Source organism: Ornithinimicrobium sp. (assembly GCF_051004135.1).
Taxonomy (GTDB): domain Bacteria; phylum Actinomycetota; class Actinomycetes; order Actinomycetales; family Dermatophilaceae; genus Ornithinicoccus.
The window spans coordinates 1-8,452 of record NZ_JBPCKQ010000236.1 but is presented as its reverse complement, the minus strand read 5'-3'; the positions used below and the strand labels follow the sequence as shown (position 1 = coordinate 8,452).

The following is an 8,452-nucleotide window of genomic DNA, read 5'->3' as shown; positions in this document are numbered from 1 at the left end:
GACGCGGTGGCGTCCTTGATCGCGGCGAAGACCCACTTTTGGGCCTTGTTCTTCACTGACCGGGTCTCGGTCCAACCGGTGGCGATGCAGGGCCCCGGAAAGGTCGCGTCTCAGCAGGTCAGCAGGCAGTTGATGGCTCGGTCGGGGTCTCGGGCGTGATGCCGTAGGGCGGCGGCGATGTTGTCCCAGCCGGCTAGACGGAACAGTCCGATAGCGGTGTTGCGCAGGCTGGCCATGACGTGGGGGCTGTTGCCCGTACGCACTTGGGAGCGGTCCTCGTCGAAGGAGACATCGCGCACCCAGTGCAGGCGGTTTTCGATGGACCAGTGCTCTTGGACCCAGCCGGCCAGCACCGCGGGCGGTGCTTGTGCGTGGGCGGCGGAGGTGATCAGGTAGACGACCTCGACGCTCTTCTTCCCGGCCTTGGTGATGGTGCGCCGAACTTGGGCGACCTGGGCGGCGCCAGCGAATCCGGTCCAGGCGGGGGCATCGAGGATCTTGATGGTGCGGGTGGCCCGGCGCCCGTGACCGGTGGTGGTGGCGGTGTTGGCGGGAACGTCTTTCCATGGCAGGGCCTTGAGCCGGGCCAGCAGCCCGGGCTGGTTGGCCTTCACGGTGAGCACGTAGTCCGCGCCCGCAGTCAGAATGGTCTTTGCGGTGTCGGTCTGGGTATGCATTGCGTCTAGCGTTATCACGCATCCGCGCAGGTCAGCGGGGTCGAACCCGGCGAGGAGGTCACGCACGGCGGGGATCTCGTTGCTCTTGGCTGACACCGCGACCTGTCCCAGCACCAGGCCTGCTTGGTGGTCGAGGGCAGCGACCAGATGCGGTGCAGCACGGTCCTTGGTGCGTGCTCCGCGCACGGTCTTGCCGTCGATCGCGATCACTCGTCGACCCTTGATCTGACGGGTCCGGGTCCAGGCGAGCACCCCGAGTTGGCGGTCCAGGGCGGCCACATCGAGGCGGGCGAACAGCTTGCGCATCGTCGATTCCTGCGGTGCCGCGTCGAGCCCGAGCCTGGCGAGCCGATCGGTATCCAGGTCGGTGGCCCACTGCCCGATCGCAGCGAAGGACCGCGCCCCGGCCAGCACCGCAGACGCCGCCACCGCGAGCATCCCCGCCAATGGGTACCGCAGCCCACGCGGGTCACGTGGATCGGGGACTCGAGCAAGCAAAGCCACCAGTTCCTCGGCGTGGCCAGAGTTGGCGGCAGGCTGGATCGGGGAAGATGACATCGGCGGGTGTGGTCCTTGCCTGAGAGGTGTGTGTGAGAACTCCCATCTCAGCCCCTTGGGCCACACCCGTCACACACGCCACGCCGGTCACACCGCTACAAAACCGCAGATCAACGCGCTACTCGCCGATCTTTCCGGGGCCCTGAGGCTCGAGCAATCCGCGGGCCTCATACAGACCCAGGTTCTGCACCCCCATGCCGACTAGCTCGGCCGCGACGGAGATGCCATAGACACCTGGCTCTGGCCTGGCCACTGCCTCCACCGCTCGTCCCCTCTCTCAAGAGCTTTCTCGATGCTGCCTCTTGCGTCAGCATGCCACGAGTGGTAAAAAAAATCTATAGCACTCACCACAGATCGCCGTCGCGGTCCGTGGCCTAACCAAGAGCATCAGGAGACGACACGATGGAGGTGGACACGATGCTCATGCGCACCGACCCATTCCGTGAACTGGACCGACTCACCCAACAGGCGCTGGGCACCAACGGCACCCTGGCGCGCCCGTCGGTGATGCCGATGGACGCCTGGCGAGACGGCGACACCTTCCACGTCGAGTTCGACCTGCCCGGCATCAACCCGGACTCGATCGACCTGGACGTCGAACGCAACGTCGTCACCGTCAAGGCCGAACGCCCGGCCCGGGCCAGCGACACGGAGCTGATCGCCGCCGAACGTCCGCGCGGGGTGTTCAGTCGGCAGCTGATCCTCGGCGACAACCTCGACACCGAGCACATCGAGGCCAGCTACGACACCGGCGTGCTCACCCCGGCGATCCCGGTCGCCGAACAGGCCAAGCCGCGCAAGATCGCGATCACCGACAAGGGCGAGGAACAGCGGGCCATCAACGCCTGAGGCTCAGGGGTGAGAATGGTGCTCCAGATCTTGCATACCAGCGACTTTGATGTCACGCCGACCACGGACGAGCAGTTCCTTGAGTTGCTCTGCGCCAATGAGGACCTGCTGCGGGACGAGTTCGACGCGATCATCGCCGCGGAATGGCCCAGCCCGCCACCGGCCGAACCAGACCACGGCACCCGCGCCAAGCGAGGCCCCCGCCGGGGCCGGCATCGTCGCGAAGCCAACGCCACGCGCCTGCCGAACCAGCCACGCCACCCAGGCATCGGCAGGTGGGCACGGCAACGGTCACCTCCGCCCGCGGCAGCCACAACCGGAGACAGGAAGGCAGGTGATGCCACACGTGAATCCATCACGAGGTGACTGCTCGCTCGCCCGCACGGTTGCCCCTCAGCGTCCGACGCAGGCCGCGCGACGCCCGCGCCCGAACGACGCACCACTTCGCGGGCCGGCCACCGCAGCCATCCTCATACCGTGGTTCCGGCCGCAATAACGGCCGGGACCACCACCATCCGGACAACCGACACGATGATGAACGCAGCAGGGACCGACTTCTATGCCGTCCTGGGACTCACGCCGCACGCAACCCAGGCCCAGCTCCGCCACGCCTACCGCACGCTGCTTCGCCAGCACCACCCCGACACGCGCGTCGCCGAACAGGGCCAGTCCGTCGCGTCGGTCGACGCAGCTTTACAGGAAGTCTTGACCGCATACGAGGCCCTTCGCGACCCAGCCCGGCGCGCCGACTACGACCGGCTGCGCACCATCACCGCGCCGCGGTCCACCCGACAGAACATTCGGATTCACCCGAGGCACAACGACCTGAACATCACACCGCCGATCCAAGCTGGCCCGGTCCACTGGCTCAGTCAGCCAGAACCGTAGGCCGAACCTCTGCGGGACGGCCGGCGGCTCCCGTCGCCGTCTTCGGCCGCGACGATCTTGAGCGTCCAAAAGGGATCGCCTACTGGGGCTTCCCTCGTGACGGCGGGCATCATCGAGTGCGAGGGGGGTCCCGACGGCGTTCGGACGTAGGTTGACGGGGTGAATCCCGAAGATCTCGCGCATCTGGGCAGGGCGTGTGTTCTGCTCGAACGCGAATACGCCTTCGCGCTGGACGTGCCCACGATGGCGCGCGCGGCTCTGATGTCACCGGCACACTTCTCGCGACGCTTCCGTGAGGTCCTTGGTGAGACACCGTACGGGTATCTGCAGACCCGTTGTGTCGAGCGGGCGATGGCGCTGCTGCGCCGCGGCGATCTGGCCGTGACCCAGGTCTGCATGGAGGTGGGCTTCACCTCGTTGGGTTCGTTCAGCTCGACGTTCACTCGCCTTGTCGGCGCCGCCGAGCGCATACCGCGCTGGCGACCACGGCGTGCTGGCGCAGACCCCACCGTGTGTCCCCAAGGCTTGGACGCGACCGAGCAGGAACGGAGAAGCAGGGGGTACCGGCGGCCCCTGGGGTTCTGGTCCTGCCAACGGTAATCACCCATACGCCCGTCTTTGTCATCGACCTCGACGATGCGCTGACCTTCTACACCGACCGCCTCGGTTTCGAGGTTCGTGTCGACGTTTCGGCCAGACCCGCCATGCGCTGGCTGACCGTCGCAGCACCAGGTTCAGACCACGAGTTGCTGCTCGCCGCGGTTGACCAGCATTTCCCGCCCGTGGACCAGGACGCGATGCGCGAGCTGGTTGCCAAGGGCGACCTGGCGGTGTTCTGTCAGGTGGATGAGGTCGACGAGGTGTTCGAATCGCTGCGCGCGGTCGGCGCGGAGATCCTTCAGGAGCCCATCGACCAGCCTTACGGCATCCGCGACTGCAGCGTGCGCGACCCCCGCGGAAACCAGGTGCGCCTCAGTCAACCCCTGCCCAGCCAGCCATGAGCGGGGACCGGGGACCGGGGACCGGGGAGGAGCCAGCATCGACCTCCACACAGAGGGACCAGCGACAACGCGGACCCGGCGCCAGTACCGCGATGAGCCACCAGCTCCGGAAGGCGGATCGAGAGATGACTGACCTGTGGTCCGTGGTCCACGCCGAGCGGGCGGTCCTAGCGGCCGACCTCGCGGAAGTGACCGACAAGCAGCGGGCGACGCCGTCGCTGTGCACCGGGCTGACGGTGCGCAGCGCAGCTCTCATGCCCAAGGGCGCCATGGGGCCGGCCCGCAGTTCGCCCGTACGCCGCTGGGTCAGCGCTCGGCGGCAACTTGCCGGTCCGCGTCACTGGCCGGGACGGACCCCGGCGTAGGCGTACGGCTGGCGCGGGCGCGCTCCCACTCCCCCAGCGCGACGAACCCGGCCGACCCGGCGAGGGTGAGCAGTGCCGCCCACATCGGCATGGCACCGGGATCCGAGGCCCACAGCAGCGAGGCGATGCCCAGTGAGGCGGCCATCACGCCGGCCGACCAGGTCGGCAGCCGCATCCCGGCCGAGCGCAAGCCGGCCACCAGGCCGACCAACGGCGCAGACGTGGCCGTGGCCGCGACGCCGAGGTAGAACGGGCCCTGCGTCGGACCGACATACAGGTCCATCACGTCGAACGCGTAGATCGTCAGCGGCACCGCAGCCAGCAGAACGAAGGGGAGCATCAGCGGCGACGGGCCGGCGGGGCCGGCACGCAGCAGGGACCGGCGGTCCGGGTAGAGCGCCACCAGCCCGGCGGCGACAACACCGAACCCGATGACGAACACCCAGTCGTCCTCGCCGGGGGCGAGCAGCGTACCCCCGACATAGAGTCCGACCAGCATGGCCAGCACCTGCTGCAGGCCGGCCGGGTGGTGCTGGGCGCGCCAGACCAGGGCAAGGAACGCGGCCGACCAGCCGAGCGCGAGCCATGGGGCGTGCGGCAGCGCGGCGAACCGATCGCCGCTGCTGGAGTCCGCGGCGAGCATCTTCTCGAAGGCGCCCACGGTCAGCAGCGCGGTCAGTAGCGCCGCGATCGCGGCGAGGACGGTGAGAGCGCCGCGGCGGACGCGCCCTGGCTTCGACATGAGGTGCTCCTTCGGATCGGTGACGTTACCGACACCGTGTCTCAGGCACCGACCCGTAGGTCAGGGATCCGGGTCCCGATTCGGCCGGGACGGTCCCGGGACACCGCCGGCACTGTCGGCGACGCCCAGACCACACTCCCGGGCCAGCAGCGCGGCCTGGACACGGTCCTCCACCGGCAGCTTGGTCAACACCGCCGACACCGTGTTGCGCACCGTCTTGGGGCTCAGCACCAGCCGGCGGGCGATGGCGGCGTTGTCCATCCCGCGGGCCACCAGGTCCAGCACCTCACGCTCCCGGCGGGTCAGCGCGGCGAGGACGTCCGCGCCGGGCGGCGTCGCCTGCATGAGCACGCCCAGGCGCCGGGCCAACCCTGGCCCCAGCACAAGGCCACCGGCGGCGACGGTGCGCACGGCGCGATCCACCTCTGCACGCGAAGCGCCCTTCACCAGGAAGCCGCGGGCACCGGCGCGCAGCGCCGCGCCAAGCTGCTCCTCGCTGTCGGACATCGTGAGGATGAGAACCCCGATGTCAGGTGCGGACTGGGTGAGCCGGCCGGTGGCGGTGATGCCGTCGTCCGCCGCGGCCATGTCGAGGTCCATCAGCACCACGTCGGGCCGCTCACGCAGCGCTCGGACGACGGCCTCGTCGCCGGTCGCCGCCTCGGCCACCACCGTCAGGTCCGGCAGCGCGCCGAGCAGGGTGCCGAGGCCGAAGCGGAACGCCGCGTTGTCGTCGGCGACCAGCACCCGGATCATTGCAGCTCCACCGGCAGCCGGGCCAGGATCCTGGTGCCCACGTCGGGGCCGGACTCGATGTTCAGGCTGCCCCCGATCCGCTCGGCGCGCTCGCGCATCGACGCCAGCCCGACGTGCGGCTCGACGTCGTCGGCCATGCCCGGACCGTCGTCGTGCACCTCGACGACCAGGTGGCGATCGTGCACCTCGACGGCCACCGTGCAGGTCGCGTCGGGTGCGTGGCGTGCGGCGTTGGTGGCGGCCTCGGTGGCGATCCGCAGCGCCGCCACCTCCACCACCCGGGGCAGTGGCGGCAGCGGCGCACCCGGGCGCAGCGAGAGGCTTTCCGACCCGGCTGGGTCGCGCCGGGTCAGCGAGCGGCGCAGCGACTCACGCAGCCCGAACGTGTCCAGCTCGGCCGGCCCTAGGCCCTCGACGAGGCGGCGGACTTCGGCCACCGCGTCACGGGTGTACTCGTGCAGCCGCGGCAGCACCCCCATCGCGGCCGCGGGGTCGCGGCGGCCGATCTCCTCGGCGCCGGCCAGCCCCAGAGCGACGCCGGCGAGCACCGGGCCGAGGACATCGTGCAGGTCGTTGCGGATCCGCCGGCGCTCGCTGTCGCGGACCTGTTGCACTTGGTCGCGCGCGGCGCGCAGCTGGGCGGCCAGGGCCAGCGCCTCGAGGGTGAGACCGAGCTGCTGGGCAGCTGTTCGCAGAACATCGCGTTCCTCCGAGGTCGGCCGGTAGCCGTCGAAGCGGTCACCGACGGTGAGCACCCCCAGCGCCCGATCGCCGCGCTGCAGCCGCACAGCTGTGCCCGCGGTGCGCGACTCGCCCCGTTCGACTTCCAGGTCGAAGGCCTGCAGTCGCACCCACGGCAGCCGCAAGGACTCCCGTACGACCTCCGCGCACCTGCCCAGCACCTCCTCGGTGGAGGTGGCAGCACCCGTCGAGCCGGCGACCGTGAGACCCTCGACGAGTGCCGTCTGGTCACCGGGCGCGCCCAGCAGCAACCCGCGCACGGAGCGCCTCAGCCAGTGCAGCAGCGGGCTGAACGCGACCGCGACGACGCCAGCGCCTGCCGCGGCCGGCAGCCAGGACTGCCCGCCGACGACTCGGCCGAGCACGATCACGACGAGCAGGTAGGCCCCCAGCAGGCTGGTCAACAGCAGGCCGTAGACCACCGCACGGTTCAGCGCGACGTCCGCGTCGTACATGCGGTGCCGCAGCGTCGCGACCACGAGGGTGCCGGCGAACAGGGTCCCGACGACCATCTCGGCAAGGCCCCCGACCTCACCGCCAGGCGCGAGCAGGCTGAGCGCCAGCGAGACCGGCACCAACACGCCCACTGCGGTCACCCAGCGCAGCCGCTGCCGCACCTCCCCGGTCGCCCGGCGCAGCTTGGCTACCAGCGCGCCGGCGGCGACCGCGCTGGCGGTCACGAAGAGGGCGGCACCCAGCAGCCAGGCGACGCCCGACCACGGGCCGGGGACGGCCACCGGGTTGGTGACCGGCACGTCGCGCCAGACCGACTGGGAGAACGGCGTCACCATGTTGGCGACGGCGAAGGCGAGCACGGCACCCAGGGCGAACCGCCGCGGCAGCCGCCAGCCCGGCGACGGCAGCCGCCCGTCGGGGAAGGCGAACGGCAGCGCGACCGCCTGCAGGCCCGACAGCAGCACCCACAACCAACGGCTCAGCCATAGGGTGGCGGTCGCACCCGTGGGCGGCAAGGCGTCGGCGAGGGCCGCGCTGGCGTGCCCGCCGGCGAGCACCACCACCGCGCCGCACGCTCCGTCGGCCTGCAGGATCCGACCGACCGGGTGTCCGGGCCGGCGCGCGGCGACTGCGTGGCCCAGGATGCTCGCGACGAGCGTGCCTAGCACGATCACCGGCAGGAACGGGTTGGCGATCCGCTCTGGACCGGCCGATGCCTCCAGTCCCAGGCCGGCCAGCAGCAGCGCGATGGTCACGCCGAGAACCAGCCCGGGGCGCCCGGCCGGCGAACCAGGCGACCGCGGACTGCTTACCGAGGCCTGGGCTGTCTGGACCATCACCTCCCATCATGCCCGCGCTGAGAGGAATATGCGTAGGTAGGCCGACTGGGGCAATCCGGCTCTTCGCAGTTGAGCGTGGGCGGACGGTGATGCAAGGGGCTCGTGGCCCTGCTGAGATGGGAGTTGTCAAAAGTGAATGCTGTGGCGGCATAGGCAACAGCACCCATCGCGCTGACGCATCGGTACCCGGTCGGAAAGCTGCCAGAGTGTTGACCTCATAGGTCGTCCGGCCCCACGGCACGCCCCCTGCCAGGCACGCCTGAAACCCAGTCTGGATCAGCAGCAGAGCCGCCAACCCCCTCGTATGCAACGGCGGCATCCGTTCCCCGGGAGTCCTCCGGCGGCAGTCCCCTCACCGCGCAGCATCGCGCCGCGGGGACGGCTGGACATGGGCAGGGGCCGGGTCGACTGATGGCCGCTGCGGCACACTAAGGCATGGGCGTGGTCCTGTGATTCGCGGTCGGAGCCGTCGTCTGCGGGTACGTCGTGGTGCACGAGTACGGCCACGCGGGCGCTGCGCGCCTTATCGGTGTGCCCAGCGAGGAGATGTTCGTCCGGCTCACCCAATGGCCGGCTCATG

Annotated in this window: 7 protein-coding genes and 1 pseudogene; 4 read left to right on the top strand and 4 right to left on the bottom strand. The window is 70.1% G+C overall.

Annotated features, from left to right (window positions below; genetic code table 11):
- Nucleotides 1-110: 110 nt before the first annotated feature.
- Nucleotides 111-1,235: an ISAs1 family transposase gene (locus ACR2FV_RS17015; protein ID WP_434016892.1), complete on the bottom strand. Its 1,125-nt coding sequence runs from the start codon at nt 1,233-1,235 to the stop codon at nt 111-113.
- 417 nt (nt 1,236-1,652) lie between these two features.
- Here ACR2FV_RS17015 and ACR2FV_RS17010 point away from each other — a divergent pair, with 417 nt between their 5' ends.
- The 4 genes and pseudogenes from ACR2FV_RS17010 (at nt 1,653) to ACR2FV_RS16995 (ending at nt 3,973) form a co-directional block, all read left to right on the top strand.
- Entirely contained in the window at nt 1,653-2,084 is a 432-nt protein-coding gene (locus ACR2FV_RS17010; protein WP_434016893.1) for an Hsp20/alpha crystallin family protein, read from the top strand.
- Nucleotides 2,085-2,561: 477 nt separating this feature from the next.
- Nucleotides 2,562-2,972, top strand: coding sequence for a J domain-containing protein (locus ACR2FV_RS17005; RefSeq protein WP_434016891.1), 411 nt, complete (start codon nt 2,562-2,564; stop codon nt 2,970-2,972).
- Nucleotides 2,973-3,131: 159 nt separating this feature from the next.
- Nucleotides 3,132-3,528 (top strand): annotated as a pseudogene (locus tag ACR2FV_RS17000) (helix-turn-helix transcriptional regulator); the annotation flags it as partial.
- A complete protein-coding gene (locus tag ACR2FV_RS16995) occupies nt 3,485-3,973 on the top strand; it encodes a VOC family protein (RefSeq protein WP_434016890.1) in 489 nt (162 codons plus the stop codon). The pseudogene ACR2FV_RS17000 and the gene ACR2FV_RS16995, both read left to right, overlap by 44 nt.
- 306 nt (nt 3,974-4,279) lie before the next feature.
- Here ACR2FV_RS16995 and ACR2FV_RS16990 read toward each other — a convergent pair whose 3' ends face one another.
- The 3 genes from ACR2FV_RS16990 to ACR2FV_RS16980 are packed head-to-tail and all read right to left on the bottom strand — an operon-like array spanning nt 4,280 to nt 7,788.
- Nucleotides 4,280-5,080 (bottom strand): hypothetical protein, encoded by an 801-nt coding sequence (locus tag ACR2FV_RS16990; RefSeq protein WP_434016889.1) that lies wholly within the window; start codon nt 5,078-5,080, stop codon nt 4,280-4,282.
- Between the two features lie 60 nt (nt 5,081-5,140).
- Nucleotides 5,141-5,836, bottom strand: coding sequence for a response regulator (locus ACR2FV_RS16985; protein ID WP_434016888.1), 696 nt, complete (start codon nt 5,834-5,836; stop codon nt 5,141-5,143).
- Nucleotides 5,833-7,788, bottom strand: a complete 1,956-nt coding sequence (locus tag ACR2FV_RS16980; RefSeq protein ID WP_434016887.1) for a sensor histidine kinase — start codon at nt 7,786-7,788, stop codon at nt 5,833-5,835. The genes ACR2FV_RS16985 and ACR2FV_RS16980 overlap by 4 nt, the downstream gene beginning before the upstream one ends.
- Nucleotides 7,789-8,452: the final 664 nt, after the last annotated feature.